The organism is Streptomyces sp. 63XJN7_1_ISO-PGPR-S23-121 (genome assembly GCF_056173025.1).
The window spans coordinates 5,327,757-5,342,894 of sequence record NZ_CM149653.1; the positions used below are offsets into that span (position 1 = coordinate 5,327,757).

Genomic DNA, 15,138 nt, shown 5'->3' on the forward strand with positions numbered 1-15,138 from the left:
TTGAACGCGGCCCGTGACGAGGGCGGTCGGTGGCAGGGTGAGCAGCATGGACGGTCGTGACCTGGTGCGTTCGATGAAGACGTTCGGTTCCGCGGGGCCGGCGCAGGGATTGCGTACCGTACGGGCGGCGTGGCGCAGGCGGCGTGCGGACGCCGCGGGGCTGCCGCCGCGCGGGGCGGAGCGGGCGCGGGTGCCGGGGGCGATGCGGGAGGTGGAGGCCGGGCCCGGGGGTGGTGTGATCCGGTTCGGCCGTTCGGAGCTGCGGATCCTCGTCGCCGTGAACGGGTCGGTGTTCTGGGGCTGGGACGGGGCGGCGCCGGAGCCGTCGTACGCGCTGGCGGGCCACTGTCCGGAGCCGGATCGGCGGGCGGTGCTGGAGCCGGACAAGGACGGCGGCCGACGGGTGGTGGCCGAGCGGGTGACGGTGGCCGTGTCGCGGCACGGCGCGGTGGAGGTGCGTACTCCGGGGGGCGTGGTCCTGCGCCGTGAGCTGCCGCCCCGGTGGTGGGAGCCGGTGGACGGAGGTCCCGCGCGCTGGACGCAGCGGTCGGAGGTGACGGCGGACGCCCGGTTCTTCGGGCTCGGCGGGCGGGCCTCGGGGCCGCGGTTGCGCGACGGCGTGTACCGGCTGTGGAACGGGGGTCCCGGCCGGGCGCGGTCCGCCGCGCTGGACGCCCCGGCGTCGGTCACGATGCCGGTGCAGCTGGTGGTGGCCGACGCGGGGACGCACCTGGTGTTCCACGACAACGCGTGGGACGGCTCGGTGACCCTGCGGGAGGGCGAGGAGGGTGCCGGGTCGGGGCACGACCGGCCGGGCCGGAGCGTGCTGCGGATGGACGGGGGGCCGTTGCGCTGCTGGGTGATGGTGGGGACCCCCGCGCGCGTGCTGCTCGCCTGGGCCTCGCTGACCGGCGCTCCGGCGGTGCCGCCCGCGTGGGCGCTCGGCCACCATCACGGACGGCGCGAGTTCGGCGATGAGCAGGAGTTGCGGCGGGTCGTCGCCGGCTACCAGGAGCGTGAACTGCCGGTCGACGCCGTTCACCTGGACGTCGATCACCTCGACGCCCGTCGGAACTTCACCCTCGACGAGGAGCGGTTCCCCAAGCTGCCGGTCCTCGCCGAGGAACTGCGGCGGGACGGGATCCGGCTGGTGTCGGTCGTCGATCCCGGGGTCCCGGCCGTGCCGGGGCATGCGGCGTACGACGGCGGGACGGACGCGGACGTGTTCGTACGGGGAGCCGACGGACCGGTGGTGCGGGGGGTGGGGAGTCCCGGGGACGTGGTGTTCCCGGACTTCACGGACGCGCGCGTGCGGGCGTGGTGGGGCGGGTTGTGCGCGGAGCGGCTGGAGCGGGGGTTCGCCGGGTTCTGGCACCAGCGGGACGAGCCGGTGTCGTTCGCGGCGTTCGGGGATCCGACGCTGCCCCGGTCGGCCCGGCACCGGCTGGAGGGGCGCGGCGGCGATCATCGCGAGGGGCACAACGTGTACGCGCTGTGCATGGCCAGGGCCGGGTACGACGGCCTGCGGGCGCTGGTGCCCGAGGAGCGGCCGTTCGTCCTCGCGCGCTCGGGCTGGGCCGGGATGCAGCGGTACGGCGGCGCCTGGTCCGGGGAGGCGGCAGCGGGCTGGCCGGGGCTGCGGGCGTCGCTGGCGCTGGTGCTGGGGCTCGGACTGTGCGGGGTGCCGTACTCGGGGCCCGACGTGGGCGGCCCCGGGGATGGCCCGTCGCCCGAGCTGTACTTGCGGTGGTTGCAACTGGCGGCGTATCTGCCGCTGTTCCGTACCTACGCGGGTGCGCGGGCGGAGTTCCGCGAGCCGTGGGAGTTCGGCGCCGAGGTGCTGGAGCACGCGCGCGGAGTGCTGGTGGAACGGCGGCGGCTGTTGCCGTACTTCGTGACGCTGGCGCATCTGGCCCGGCGTACGGGTGCGCCCTATGTGCGGCCGCTGTGGTGGTCGGCGCCCGAGGAGCGGGCCCTGCGGGACTGCGAGGACGCGTTTCTGCTGGGCGACTGCCTGCTGGTGGCGCCGGTGCTGGACCCCGGCGCGGACGGGCGGGCGGTGCGGCTGCCGCGGGGGCGCTGGTACGACACGGTGACGGAGCGGGCGTACGAGGGGCCGGCGCAGGTGCTCGTGGATGCTCCGCCGGGCCGGATTCCGGTGTTCGCGCGCGCGGGGGCGGTCGTTCCCGTGCGCGGGGAGGACGGGCGGCTCGAGCTGGAGGTGTGGGCGCCCGCTCCGGGCCGGGCCGGGGGCGGGCTGGTCGTGCCGCACGCCGGGGACGGCTTGGAGGAACCGGCGACCGAGCGGTACGCCGTCCGCTGGGAGGGCCGGCGGGTGGTGGTGGAGCGGGAGGGTGAGGACGGCGCGGGTGCGCCGTCCCGGCCGGTGCGCGTCCGCGGGCTGGCGGAGCGCCCGGCTCAGATGTAGCGGCCTTCGAACCAGGCCCGCACGGCCCGGGTGTGGAGGGGGAAGGCGAGCTCCTCGGCCCGGCGCAGGAGACGCCGGTCCCCGGTCTCGTCGGTGGCGGTGAACGGCGGGAGGTCCTCGGCGGGCCGCTCCGGGAGGAGTCCGAAGAGCAGCAGATGGCCGTCGGGCGAGCTCATGGCGTCGGCGAGCCGTACGTCGCGGCTCGCCGCGTGGATGCCCGTCTCCTCCTCGAGCTCGCGGACGACGGCCTGCCGCCAGTCCTCCCGGTCGTCGATGTAGCCGCCCGGCAGGGCGACTCCCCCGAGGGCGGGGGGCACGGTGCGGGTGATGACGACCAGGGCGGTGCCCTTGGTGTCGTACACGGGCTGGAGGGCGACCGCCACCGGCAGCGGGTTGCGGTAGGCCGTGGTGCCGCAGGCCGGGCAGGTGCGGGGCCAGCCGGAGACGCCCTCTCCGTAGGGCGTTCCGCAGCGCGAACAGTGGGAGTCCGGCGCGGAGTTGGGAACGGAGGTTTCGGTTTCGGACACGCGGCGGACTGTATCCGATCACGGACGGGGCGGCTCCGGCGGGCGGCTCAGTGGCGGCCGGACAGTGACTTCGCGGAGACCGGGAAGTCGAAGTAGGTGTCCGGGTGGGGTTCGGGCTTGTAGGTGAAGTGCCACCACTCCTCGGGGAGGTTGACGAGGCCGGCGTCCTCCAGCGTGTTCTTGAGCAGCAGCCGGTTGGCGCGCTGGATGCCGCTGACGCGGGGGTCGAGGGTGTGGGAGAGGGTGTCGAAGCAGTCGAAGCCGGTGCCCATGTCGACGGAGTTGTCGGGGAAGCGCTCGTCCCGGGGTGCGAAGCAGGGCACCAGCGGCTGCCCGGGGTGGTACGGGCGAGTGGGCCTGGCCGGGAGTTCCACGAGGGTGAGGTCCATGGTCGAGCCGCGGCTGTGGCCGGACTTCTCCGCGATGTAACCGTCGTCGAACAGGCGGGTCTTGTCGACGTTCGGGTAGAACTCGGGCTTCATCCTCTGGTCGCCGAGGTCCTCGGCCCACCGGACGAAGTGGTCGACGGCGCGTTGCGGGCGGTAGCAGTCGTACACCTTGAGGGAGTAGCCCTGGCTCAGCAGACGGGTCTGGGCGCGGTGGAGGGCCTCGGCCGCGGGGCGGGTGAGGATGCACAGCGGCTGGCGGTAGCCGTCGATGCGCTCGCCGACGAAGTTGTGCGGGGTGGCGTAGCGCATCTCCTGGATGATCGTGGGGTCGACGCTTTTCAGCGCCACGAAGTCCTCGGGCGCCCCGGGTTCGGGAGCGGCCTGGGCGGTGGCGGGGGCGGTGGTCACGGCGAGCAGGGCGGCGACGGTGGTGACCAGTCCGCGTACGGCGGTGGAGAGTCGTGTCATGTCCCCTGCATCTATCAGGCGGGGGCTCCGTGAGGGAAGCAGGCGGACGATCACCCGGCCCCCGCGTCGCGTGACCCGCCCTGCGGGGTCGCGAAGCGTGGGGCCGGGTGCCGGACCGTCGGACGCGTGGGCGTGGCTCAGGTGGTGACGGGCCGGCGCCGGTCCGCCGCCTGGGCCATCGCGTGCTGGACGACGCCCACGAGGACCTCCTTGACCGACTCCTTGTCACGGGCGTCGCACATCACCAGCGGTACCTCGGTGTCGAGGTCGAGTGCCTGGCGGACGGTCTCGGCCGGGTGACGGGCCGAGCCCTCGAAACAGTTGACGCCGACGAGGAAGGGGATGGAGCGCCGCTCGAAGTAGTCGACGGCGGCGAAGCAGTCCTCCAGGCGGCGGGTGTCGGCGAGGACCACCGCGCCGAGGGCGCCCTCGGACAGCTCGTCCCACATGAACCAGAACCGCTCCTGTCCGGGTGTGCCGAACAGGTACAGCACCAGGTCCTCGCGCAGCGTGATCCGGCCGAAGTCCATCGCCACGGTGGTGGTGTGCTTGCCCTCCACACCGCTGACGTCGTCCACGGGCCGCCCGGCCTCGGTGAGCAGTTCCTCGGTGCGCAGCGGTCTGATCTCGCTGACCGCGCCGACGAGGGTGGTCTTGCCCACGCCGAAGCCGCCGGCCACGAGGATCTTCAGCGTGACGGGCTCGACCGGCGGCCTGCCGCGCTGAGAACGCCCGAAGATCATCGATTTCCTCTCCTTACCGTGCCCGCGGGCCGCTCCGGCGTGCCGCGGGACCGCTTTCACAGTGCTCGCAGGCCGTTGATCACGTCGCGCAGGATGTTCTCGTCCGGTAGTTCGGCCGGGGGCACCGGCCGGTTGACGTGCACGAGTTCGGCGTCGACGAGGTCCCCGACCAAGACGCGTACGACGCCGACGGGCAGGTCGAGTCCGGCGGCGAGTTCGGCGACCGACTGCGGGGTGTCCCGGCACAGCCCGACGATGTCCACGTGCTCCGGGGCGAGCGTGACGTCCGCCTCCGGATCGTCCGCGTGCGGTTCCGAGACGACCACCGCGATGAGGTCGAGGCGGTGCTGGGCCGTGCTGCTGGTGCGGCCGCGTGTCATGGCGTACGGACGGACGACGGGGCCGGCCTCGTCGTCGAACCAGTGGTCTGTTCCCTGACCGTCTGCGCTCATGTCATCCCGCTTACCCGCCCGAGGGCAGATCGGTGCGCGGGGCGGTGCCCAGGTGCGCACCGACCCGCTTGACGAGGAGGGTCATCTCGTAGGCGACCTGGCCGACGTCGGAGTCGGCGTCCGACAGGACGGCGAGGCAGCTGCCGTCGCCGGCGGCCGTGACGAACAGGAAGGCGTCGTCGAGTTCGACGACCGTCTGCCGGACGCTGCCCGCGTCGAAGTGGCGGCCCACTCCCTTGGCGAGGCTGTGGAAGCCGGAGGCCACTGCCGCCAGGTGCTCGCTGTCCTCCCTGGTCAGGTCCTTGGAAGCCCCGGTGGCCAGGCCGTCGCCGGACAGGACCACGGCCTTGCGGATGCTCGCGACACGCTCCACCAGGTCGTCGAGGAGCCAGTTGAGCTCCCCGGACCCGGCCGTCGTGTGGTCGGTCGCCTTCGGTGCGGTCATCGACCGTCCCCCTTAGTCGTTCGTTGTGGTGCCTGTGGCGTCTGTGGTCGTGACGCCTGTGGTGGTGTGCCGTCGGACGGGGCGTCGCCCGCGGCGTTCTCCCGGCGACCGCGCTGCCAGCCGCGCTGGAGCGAGGCCATGCGGCTGCGCACCTCCTCGGCGTCCCGGTCGGCCGGGGCGGACCGGTCCTCGGCGGGCTTTCCGGTTCCGCGCTTGAGCTGGGGGGCCAGGTTGGCCTGCCGCACGCGCCGGGGCAGCGCGCCGCCGTCGGAGCCGATGCCCGGCCCGGAATCGTCGTCCGCGGCACCGGACACGGGCTCGGCGGGCCGGATGCGGCTCGGGAGGGCGGGGGGGCCGGGCGTCCGGTCGGGGCCGCCGTCCCGCGCGGGTCCGCCGTCCGCCGGGGGACCGCCCTGCGCGCGGGGGGTACCGCGGCGGCGGGACGGGAGGGACGGCAGCGCGTCGGGTTCCGGACGGTCCGCCCGGTCTCCGGTGTCGGTCCGGGGCGTGTCGTCCGCACGGTCGCGTGAGCCGCGCTCGGGGACGGGGCGTCCGTGCGAGCTGACCAGCTTGGGGGTCCGTCGGCGGGGCAGCGGGACCGGGGCGTTCGGGTCTCCCTGGGCACCGGGCCGGGCCGGCCCGTCCGGCCGCTCGGAGCTTCCGGGCGGTTCCGGGGCCGCGGGGAACCGGTCCGGGCTCGGCGGCCCCTCGGCGTCCTGGCCTCGCCGTTCGCCGCGGCGGATCACCGCGTCGTCGTCGGCCGCGGCGAGGGAACGCCGCGGGCGGAAGAGGCCGCCGCGCTCGCCGTCCTCGTCGTCGAGCCCGCCGGGGAGGTCGCCGAGGGCGTCCAGGTCGACGGGCGCCTCCAGTTCGACCGGTCCGTCCAGCAGGGGGGCCGGGCGGCCCGGCAGCCGGGCGGGCACGTGGGCGAGGGCGGAACGGCGGCTTGCCTCCCGCTCGTTCTCCCTGGCCTGCTGCGGCCGGTCGAGGCGGAACCCGATGCCGTTGGTGTCGGGCGCGTCGTCGGTCAGCAGCGCGTCGGGGACGAAGACGACGGCGGTGGTGCCGCCGTACGGGGAGGGTTGCAGGGAGACCCGGACGTTCTGCCGCTGGGCCAGCCGGCTGACGACGAACAGGCCGAGCCGGTCGGTGTCGGAGAGTTCGAAGTCCGGGGTCTCGGCGAGCCGGAGGTTGGCGTCGAGGAGCGCTTCGGCCGTCATGCCGAGGCCGCGGTCGTGGATCTCCAGGGTGAATCCGTTGGCGACCCGGTCGCCGAGGACCTGCACGGCGGTGTGAGGAGGCGAGAACACCGTGGCGTTCTCCAGGAGTTCGGCCACCAGGTGGGTGAGGTCGGCGACGGCCGGCCCGGTGACGGCGATGCGGGGCAGCCGGCGGACCTCGATGCGCTCGTAGTCCTCGACCTCGGCGACGGCGGCCCGCACCACGTCCATGAGCTGGACGGGCTTGCGCCACTGCCGGGAGGGGGCGGCGCCGGAGAGGATGACCAGGCCCTCCGCGTGCCGGCGCATACGGGTGGTCAGGTGGTCCAGGCGGAAGAGGTCGGCGAGTTCCTCGGTGTCCTCGGTGCGGCGTTCCATGGTGTCGAGCAGGGTGAGCTGCTTGTGCAGCAGTACCTGGCTGCGGCGGGCGAGGTTGACGAACACCTCGGAGACCCCGGCCCGCAGTTCGGCCTGCTTGACGGCGGCCTCCACGGCGGCGCGCTGGAGGGTGTTGAGCGCCTGGCCGACCTCGCCGATCTCGTTCCTGTCGTACTCGAGGCGCGGCACCTCGGTCTCCACGTCGACCTGCTCGCCCGCCGAGAGACGGCGCATGACGCCGGGCAGGCGGACGCCGGACGCCTCGTGGGCCTCCAGGCGCAGCTGCCTGAGGTCGCGGATGAGGGCGCGGCCGACGCGGACGGACAGGAAGAGGGAGAACAGCACGGCGATCAGTCCGAGCGCGCCGGCGACGACCGCCTTGGTGATGACGTTCATCGCGACCGGCCGGACGCGGTCCTGGTAACGGTCGGCGGCCTGGTCGTCGAGGTCGCCGAGTTCGTCGAGGACGCTCCCGGCGGCGGTGTCCCAGCTCTCGGCGCTGACCCCGCGGGGGGTCCCGTCCTCGGTGGAGACGGCCGCCTCCTCGGCGACGCGCAGGGGGGCGGAGGAGGCGTTCTTCCAGAAGCGCTCGTACCGGCCGCGCTCCGTGGCGGGCAGCAGCGGGAGGTTGCTCTCGTACAGCACGATGCGTTGCGCGACGAGGTCCGAGACGTCCCGTGTCTCGCTCCGGGTGAGCCTGCCGGTGACCAGGGCGGAGCCGAGCAGGGCGTCCTCCCGGGAGAGCAGTTCGCGGGCGCGGGAGACGTTGACGAGGGCCCGGTACTCCTTGTAGAGGCCGACGTCGTCGACGACGCGGAGGTTGGCGAGCAGGGCGTGGCAGGGGTCGACCAGGCGGTTGTAGAGGCCGAGCGCCTGCGCGCGGTCGACGGTGCCGTCCTCGACGCTGCGGCGCAGGGGGTCGATGCCGTCGAAGGAGTCCAGGACCGCGGTCAGGCGGTCCTTCTCGGCCTCGTCGAGCGCGTCGCGCACGTCGGAGTCGGCGGCGTTGCGGCGGATCTCGGCGACGGCCTCGTCGGTGGCGGTGCGGCTGCGCCGCAGGGCGGCGAGGCCGTCGGAGGCGCGTGGGTCGGCGAGGTAGACGAGGGTCTGGCGGCGTTCCTGCTGGAGGACGCGCACGGTGTCCTCGACGGGGTAGCCGACCTGCTCGACGAGGGTCGACACGCTGAACAGCCGGCCCGCCTCACGACCCGTGAGCACCGTGGCGAAGGCCCAGATCGCCGTCAGGGACACCAGCGGCACGAGAAGCAGCGCCACGATCTTCCGGCGGATCGACTTCCCGCGAAAGCGCATGGACTCCCCCAGCTGGACCCCCACCGGCAGGGGGTACACATGTGCGTCAACAAACGGCGCGAGCCTACTACTGACGCACAGGGAACTCGAAGACCTTTCCGGAGGGCCAACTTCCGCACTGACGGCGGGAGATGGTGAGTTGTCCGGTCATTGCGGGAGATTGCTCCCGGGTTCCGGCGGGCGGTGCGCGGGCATGCCGGTGCGGCACGGCGGGCGAGTTGGCCGAAACTTTTCGACTACGGGGCATTTCCGGGAATCCTGGCGGGCCGCGGTTCGTCCTTCCCCTAGGGAAACCGGGGCGGAATCGGCCACAGGAGCCGCATCCCGCCTCCGGGCGGCGTAAAGCGAGGCAAGCCGGGCAGCCAGAGGGGAGCCGGGTCTTCGGACGCGGGCGAGCGGTTGGCAGGCGGTGGGGAGTGACATGGTGATGGGCACGGCGGAGCGGCGCAGGGCGCCGGAGGACGCCGGGGCGGCCGCGTCGGCGGCGGGATCGGGTCCCGGGGTACCGGATCGCGACATCCCGGCGCGCGGACGCGCCGTCGAGGGGCCGGAGCGGGAGGGCCGGCGGGAACCGCAGCCGGTCTACCGGCAGTTGTGGACGGAGGAGCCCGCTCGGCGACGGCGGCTGCCGGACCCGGTGCGTACCGCCGCGGTGCGCGCGGTGCTCGTCGTGGCCGTGACGCTGATCCTGGCGATGGTGGCCTTCCTGTGCACGATGGCCGGATCCTGGCTGGCGTTCCCGATGGTGATCAGCAGCGTGGCCGGCACGGTGGTGGCCACGTGGGGCGTACTCGACGTGTGGGTGACGCGTCAGGTCTGGAACCAGCGCCACGGTGTCGTGTCGGTGCCGAGCAGCACCGCGCGGGCCATGCGGCGCGAACGGCGCCGGGCGCGGCGGCAGGCACGGACCGCCGCGCGCGCCCTCGGGCGGATACGCGGGCGCGGCGGCGCGGGACAGCTTTCGCATCCCTGAGCGGCCGCGTGCCGGTCTAGGGCACCGCCGGACATCCGTGTCCGGCGGTGCCTCTTTTTTTGCTGGTCGCGGTGTGCGGGCGGCTAGGCGGGTGACTGGGGGGCGGGCGCGGGCCGCTTGTACATCCGGGTCGCCGTGATCTCGCTGTGCACCGCGTCCGCCTCGCCGGCCGGGGCCCGCTGGGGCAGCCCCGGCCGCAGGTGCTCCTCCACGCTGATGTACTTCAGGCCGGCCCTGAGGTCGGCGTCGTTGCGCAACCGGATGACCAGCGGGAACTCGGCCAGGGCGGTCGTGTCGAACAGGCCGGTGGTGTAGAGGAGCTGCACGCCGAGCGCGTCGGAGACGGCCCGCTGGAGCTCCAGCAGATACGTGGCGTTGGCGCGGCCGATGGGGTTGTCGAGGAACAGGGTGCCGGCGTGCCGGTGCCGGTCGCGGCCCCGGTCGTTGCTGCGGAGCGCCGCCATCGTGCAGTACAGGGCGATGGCCGCGGTGAGCAGCTGGCCGCCGGAGAAGACGTCGCCCATCTGCCCGACGGGGACGCGCTCGGCCCGCAGGACGGCGTCGGGCTTGAGGATCTCGACGGCGACGCCCTTCGGCTGGAGGGCGGCGGCGACGCCGCGCAGCAGCAGGGACATGCCGTCGCGGCGCAGGTCGGAGTTCTTCCGCACGGCCGCCCTGGTCGCCTCGTCGACGACCTCGCCGAGCCGCTCGGTGAGGGTGGCCTGGTCGGGCTCCTCGAAGCGGATGCGCAGGAACTCCTGCCCGGACCACTCGCCGAGCCCCTCCGGCAGCCGGGAGAGCCGCTGGGCGGAGCGCAGGGTGGCGAGGGCCGACTCGACCAGGCCGCGCAGCCGGTCCACGATCGAGTCGCGGTTGCGCTCCAGCTGGGCCAGCTCGTCGGTCAGGACCCGCAGCCGGGGCGCGAAGGCGTCCGCCCACTTGCCCGCGTGCTCGGGCAGCGCGGAGGCGGGCAGCTCGCGGATCTGCTGCCGTGCCGGGGTGCGGACCTGTTCGTAGCGCGTGGAGTTGGCGTGCCGGACGAGGACGTCGCTCGCCTCACGGACGGCCGCCTCCGCGGCGGACAGGTCGGCGGCGCAGCCGCGCAGCGACCGGCGGGCCTCGGCGGCGGACTGCCGGGCCTCGTCCAGGCTCCCCGGGTAGGGGTCGTGGTCCTGCGGCTCGTCGTCGGACGCCGGATCGCGCAGCAGGTCGCGGAGCATCGCGGCGATCTCGTCGAAGCCGCCGGCCGCGTCCTCGGCGGCGCGGTGCGCGTCGAGCAGCTGGGCGTGGGCGTCGCGGGCCTGGGCCAGGGCCTCGGTGCGGGAGGCGAGTTCCGCGCTGGCCGTGCGCAGCAGGGCCTGGGCATGCTCGGCGTCGGCCGGGACCAGGTCCTCGGGGAGTTCGGTGTGGGCGTCGCCGTCCTCGGGTGCGTGCCGCTCGGCCTCGCCGCGCAGCCGGCCGAGCTGCTCGCTCGCGGTCGACACGCGGGTCTCCAGGAGCTGCACCAGCTCTTCGGCGCGGGCGGCGGCGGCCTGCCGGGAGGGCCCGTCGGAGCCGTCGGGCGACTCCAGCAACTGCGCGGCCCGGGTGCGGACCTTGTTGCTGAGCCGGTCCAGCTCCGCGCGGGCCGCGCTCTCGTCACTCTCCGCGCGGGCCTGCTCGGCGCGCAGGTCGGCGCCGACGCCGACCTTCTCGTACACCTGGGAGGCGGCGCGATAGGCCTCGCGGAGGTCCGGCAGAGCCTTCGGCGCGTCCGTGCCGTTCCCGGGTGCGTCGTCGGGCACGTCGTCGGGGGCGCCCGCGATCTCGGCGCGCTCGGCGCGCAGGGCTCGGGCGGTGCGACGGGCGTCGTCGGCCGCGCGCTGGGCGGCGCGGCGGTCCTCGTCGGCGGCGCGGGCCCGCTCCAGGCAGACCTGGGCGCGGGCCTCGGCCTCGGCGCCCTCGTCGGCGAGCTCCCGGAGCCTGGCCTGCCAGCCGGCGCGCTCACGCAGCCGGAAGGCGAGCCCCGCCAGGGCGTCGGCCGCTCGGCGGGCCTTCTGCGCGGCCTCCTGGCGTTCGTCGCGCATCCGGACGGCCTCGGCGGCATTCTCGTCGGCCTCGGCCCGCACGGTGCGCGCCTCGGTCAGCTCGGCCTCGGTCTCCTCGGCGAAGGCGCGCGCCTCCTCGGCGGTCCGCGCCAGTTCGGCGAGGCGCCCGGCGGGGCAGCCGGAGCGCCAGGAGGCGAGCCGGGCCGCCAGTTCACGGTCCTTGCCGAGCCGGGCGGCGAGTGCGCGGATCTCCTCGTCGCGTTCCGCCGCCCGCGCGCGCAGGGCCTGGCGCTCCTCGTCGGCGGCGTGCTCGTCGTGCATGGCGGGGTTGGGCGGTACGAGGAAGACGTCCTCGGCGCCGGACTCGGTGGCCGGGGTGGGCGCGAGCAGGGCGGCGGCAGTGCCGACGGCGACCGCGGAGCGCGGCAGCAGGGCCGCGTCGCCGAGGACGTCCCGGGCACGGGTGTGCGAGTCCGGGTCGGTGATGATCACGCCGTCGACCAGCTCGGGCCGGGCGGCCAGCACGCGGGCGTGGTCGGCGGGGTCGACGGCCTGCGCCAGGTAGCGCCAGCCGGGGAGGGCGGGGATGCCGTGCTCTCCGAGGAACTCCACGGTGGCCAGCACGTCGGGGCCGGCCGGCAGCAGTCCGCCGTCGCCGAGGGCGCCGAGGATGCGGGAGTCGTCGGCGGCGGCGGTGCGCAGGTCGAACAGGTGGCGCTCGGCGGAGGAGACCGTGTCGTCGAGCAGCTCGCGCAGTTCGTCGGCGAAGCGGTCGAGTTCCTCGGCGGTCAGGGCGCCGCCGGATGTCCGGGGCGGGTCGGCGGGGCGGTCGTGGTCCGCGTCCTGCCGGGGCTGGGGGATGCCCGGGCGGGGCGTGGCGGCCAGGCCGAGCAGCTCCGCGAGCCGGTCCTCGGCGGCGAGGGCACCGGCCGTGCGGCGTTCGGCCTCGTGGGCGCGCTCGGCGGCGGTGGCCGCGTCGGCCGCGCGGGCGGCGGTCAGCTCGGCGCGGGTCTCGGCGGCGGCGGCCTCGCGCGCGTGCTCGGTGGCCCGGCGGGCGGCTTCGCGGGCGGTGTCCCAGGCGGCGACCGTCGTCTTCTCCGCGTCGCTGGCCTCGAGGGCGGCGCGGGCGGGATCGGCGTCGGGGGCGCTGTCGTCGAGCCAGCCGGCGCGGACCGCCTCGGCGGTCTCCTGCTCGACCTCGGTCAGACGCTGGCGCAGGTGCCCGGCCTCGCTGCGGGCCCGCTGGGCCTCGGTGGCGGCGGCGGTGGAGTCCCGGTGGGCGGCGTCGCCGACGTCCTGGAGGGCTGCGGACCGCTCCTCCTCCTCGTTGGCCTGGTGCTCGGCCTTGCCGGCCGCCGCGTGCAGGGCGCGGACGAGGTCGACGGCGGCCCGGGCGCGGGCGGCGAGCGCGGGCGCCGCGTCCCGCTCGGCCTCCTGGATGGCGGCGGACACGCGGGCGACGCGGTCGGCGGCGGCGCGGTGGCGCAGGACGGCCTCGGCGGCCTGCCATGCGGAGTGCAGGGTGCGCGCGTCGGCGAGTTCGCGCTTCTGCGCGGCGGCCGACTTCTCGGCGGCGGTCAGTGCCAGGGAGGCGTGCCGGTAGGCGAGTTCCGCCGCGACGAGGCCGCTGCGGTGGCGGGCCGACTCGGTGTGCGTGACGGCGTAGGCGGCGGCGGTGACCCGCTGGGCGAGGTCGGCCGCCCTGGCCCGCTCCTGGCCGCCGCGTGCCGAGAGCCGGCGGGCCAGGGCCCTGGTGCGGCGTTCGGCTCCGGTGTGGATGTCCCGGGCGCGGGTGCGGGCCTCGGCGGCCTCGACGATCCGTCCCAGGAGGTCGACGGAACCGGCGGTGAAGTCGCGTTCGGCCATCAGCTCGGCGCGGCGGCCCAGCTTGTTGCCGAAGCCGCTGACCAGGTCGGCGAGTCCGTCGGTGTCGCGGGTGTCGGTGACGGCGCGCAGCAGCAGGTCGGTGAAGTCGGCGTCCTTCTTGACCGCGAACAGGCCGGCCGCCTCGCCCTCGTCGGCGTTCATCTCGCGCTGGTAGCGGAAGAGTTCGGGGTCGAGACCCAGGTCGCCGAGGTGCTCGATCCAGCGGTCGTGGGTCTCCTCCCAGTGCACTTCCAGGTACGGGTAGGCCTTTCCGGCATCGGTGAGCGCGTCCCGGAAGCCCTTCATGGTGCGCCGCCGTCCCTGGGCGCCGGAGACGCCCTCGACGGGCGGGCGGACGGAGGTGGCCTCGGCGACGGGCAGGTTGTCCAGGGTGAGTCCGGGGCCGGGCCGGAACGAGTACCAGGCCTCGGCGAACTTCCGCGGGTCGTTGGAGACCTGGCGTCCCCGCCACTCGCTGACCTTGCCGACGACGACGCACTCGCCGGTCTGCACGTGCTGCCACTCCAGCGCCACGTGGCCGCAGTCGTCGGCGAGCAGGAACTTGCGCAGCACGCCGGAGCTGGCGCCGCCCAGGGTGTTGCGGTGGCCCGGCAGCATCACGGAGAAGATCAGCTTGAGCAGGACGGACTTGCCGCCGCCGTTCTCCAGGAACAGCACGCCCGCGGGCGCGGGACGGCGCGGCGGGCCGACGGGCTCCTCCTCGAAGAACTCCGCCTGAGCGGGCGCGGGGCGGGGCACGGGCTCGCCGACACCGCGCAGGTCAAGCACGGTGTCGGCGTAGCGCGCACCGGCGGGTCCGATGGAGTAGAGGCGGACCCGGGACAGCTCGTACATAGCGGACTCTCGTAAGTCTTCGTGAAGTCGGGGACGTTCGGTGGCGTGGTGGGGCGGGCGTCTGGGAGCAGGGTCAGGACGAGTGGAACGGCAGTCCCGCGTCGGCGACCAGCTCCAGGTCTTCCGTGTCGTCCGCGGGCAGCAGGGTCGCCGTGCCGTCGGTGACCGGGACGACACCGAGCTCCAGCAGCTCGGCCATCGCGGCGCTGCCCGCCATGTCCCGCACCTGGAGCTGGTAGCGGGCGGTCGTGCGGTAGGTGCCGCCGTTGTCGTCGCCGGTGCGCTGGAGGAAGCCCGACTCGGTGAGGAACGCGGCGGCCTTGCCGACGATGCCGGTGGTGGAACCGGGGAGTCTGCGCGCGTCCTTGGTGGCGCCGGTGGCGCTGCGCCTGGCCCAGATCCGCCAGGCCGCCTCCAGGCCGGGGGCGTCGGTGGCCGGGTCGGTGTTCTCGCCCTGCTGCTCCGCGCGCTCCTCCAGGCGCCGGCAGGCCTGGCGGACGAAGGCGTCCACGCCGTTGACGGTGACGCGGCCGATGTAGCCGTCGTCGGCGAGGTCATCGGGGCGCGGGTAGGCCATGGCGGCGACGGCGAGGTGGGCGAGGCCGTGCAGGAAGCGGTCGCCGGAGTCGGTGGCGGCGCGGCGCGCGTAGTCGCCCATGCGGACGGCGAACACCGAGTCCTCGGCGGCCGTCACGGCCATGCCCGCGCGCGGGGACACCTCCAGGACGACCAGGCCGAGGCCGGTGGCCACGGCGTCGGCGAGGCGCGCGAAGGGCGGATCCTCGCGGTACCGGCGCAGCAGGTCGGCGTACTCCTGGTCGCGGGCGGGGAGCAGCTTGGGCTGGAGACCGAAGGCCACGAGCCGCGCCGCGTCGGCGGCGTCGGCGGGCGTGACGGCCGCGGTGGCCGGTGCGGCTCCCGCCTCCACCGGTTCGCTCCGGTCGACGTGCTCGGTCACGGTCGGTGCTCCTCGTGGTCGCGGTGGTGCGGCTGGTGATCGCGGGGGTGCGGCTGCGTCACGCGGTGGCGTGACCGGTACGGGCGGTGGTGCGGCTC

Annotated in this window: 10 protein-coding genes; 2 read left to right on the forward strand and 8 right to left on the reverse strand. The window is 75.0% G+C overall.

From position 1 onward, the window contains the following. Positions 1–46 precede the first annotated feature (46 nt). Positions 47–2,428: a glycoside hydrolase family 31 protein gene (locus AC0VYN_RS23650; protein WP_475532603.1), complete on the forward strand. Its 2,382-nt coding sequence runs from the start codon at positions 47–49 to the stop codon at positions 2,426–2,428. On the opposite strand, the gene AC0VYN_RS23655 is transcribed toward AC0VYN_RS23650, so the two are convergent. From AC0VYN_RS23655 to AC0VYN_RS23680, 6 genes are all read right to left on the reverse strand, one after another. Further along, positions 2,419–2,955, reverse strand: coding sequence for an NUDIX domain-containing protein (locus AC0VYN_RS23655; protein WP_385457743.1), 537 nt, complete (start codon positions 2,953–2,955; stop codon positions 2,419–2,421). The genes AC0VYN_RS23650 and AC0VYN_RS23655 overlap by 10 nt on opposite strands. A gap of 47 nt (positions 2,956–3,002) precedes the next feature. After that, the gene (locus tag AC0VYN_RS23660; protein WP_475532604.1) at positions 3,003–3,812 is read right to left on the reverse strand and encodes a M15 family metallopeptidase; all 810 of its coding nucleotides are present in this window, start codon (positions 3,810–3,812) and stop codon (positions 3,003–3,005) included. A 137-nt stretch (positions 3,813–3,949) separates the two neighbouring features. Further along, complete coding sequence (locus AC0VYN_RS23665) at positions 3,950–4,555, reverse strand: GTP-binding protein (protein ID WP_475532605.1); 606 nt, start codon at positions 4,553–4,555, stop codon at positions 3,950–3,952. Between the two features lie 56 nt (positions 4,556–4,611). After that, positions 4,612–5,007 carry a DUF742 domain-containing protein gene (locus AC0VYN_RS23670; protein WP_385457749.1) on the reverse strand — a complete coding sequence of 132 codons (396 nt, stop codon included), beginning with the start codon at positions 5,005–5,007 and terminating at the stop codon, positions 4,612–4,614. Between the two features lie 10 nt (positions 5,008–5,017). Continuing rightward, on the reverse strand, positions 5,018–5,452 hold the full coding sequence (locus AC0VYN_RS23675; RefSeq protein WP_385457750.1) for a roadblock/LC7 domain-containing protein: 435 nt from the start codon (positions 5,450–5,452) through the stop codon (positions 5,018–5,020). Beyond that, on the reverse strand, positions 5,449–8,361 hold the full coding sequence (locus AC0VYN_RS23680) for a sensor histidine kinase (protein WP_475532606.1): 2,913 nt from the start codon (positions 8,359–8,361) through the stop codon (positions 5,449–5,451). Before AC0VYN_RS23680 ends, AC0VYN_RS23675 begins: the two co-directional genes overlap by 4 nt. 421 nt (positions 8,362–8,782) lie before the next feature. Here AC0VYN_RS23680 and AC0VYN_RS23685 point away from each other — a divergent pair, with 421 nt between their 5' ends. Next, complete coding sequence (locus tag AC0VYN_RS23685) at positions 8,783–9,334, forward strand: hypothetical protein (protein ID WP_475532607.1); 552 nt, start codon at positions 8,783–8,785, stop codon at positions 9,332–9,334. An 83-nt stretch (positions 9,335–9,417) separates the two neighbouring features. Here AC0VYN_RS23685 and AC0VYN_RS23690 read toward each other — a convergent pair whose 3' ends face one another. Further along, a complete protein-coding gene (locus tag AC0VYN_RS23690) occupies positions 9,418–14,082 on the reverse strand; it encodes a hypothetical protein (RefSeq protein ID WP_475532608.1) in 4,665 nt (1,554 codons plus the stop codon). A gap of 73 nt (positions 14,083–14,155) precedes the next feature. Further along, complete coding sequence (locus AC0VYN_RS23695; protein ID WP_475532609.1) at positions 14,156–15,040, reverse strand: hypothetical protein; 885 nt, start codon at positions 15,038–15,040, stop codon at positions 14,156–14,158. Between the last annotated feature and the right edge of the window lie 98 nt (positions 15,041–15,138).